The organism is Lysinibacillus sp. GbtcB16, from assembly GCF_019091145.1.
Classification (GTDB): Bacteria; Bacillota; Bacilli; order Bacillales_A; family Planococcaceae; genus Lysinibacillus; species Lysinibacillus fusiformis.
The window spans coordinates 1-232 of sequence record NZ_JAGXJV010000928.1; the positions used below are offsets into that span (position 1 = coordinate 1).

Here is a 232-nt window from a genome sequence, read left to right on the forward strand (position 1 = left end):
ATGTGTCCGCAGGGTGTTGACGGACACCCTAAGCTCGCGAGCAATGTCGGGACCGCTCAGGTCGGTTTCGAGAAGCCGAAGCACGCCGCGTTCACGTTCGCTCAGCGGCTCGCTCAATGGCTGAATCGGCCGCTTGCTCACAATTTGTTTACCGGGAGCTCCGCCTTCATCCTTGTAAAAGACTGAAAGAAGTCGCTGGACATAGCTTGGGGTGATCCCCTTTTTCGCAGCT

General features: G+C 56.9%; 1 protein-coding gene. It reads right to left on the minus strand.

Annotated elements, in window-relative coordinates; all coding sequences use genetic code 11:
• On the minus strand, positions 1-232 hold a 232-nt coding region (locus KVT27_RS26335; RefSeq protein ID WP_217582350.1), incomplete at both ends, for a LuxR C-terminal-related transcriptional regulator.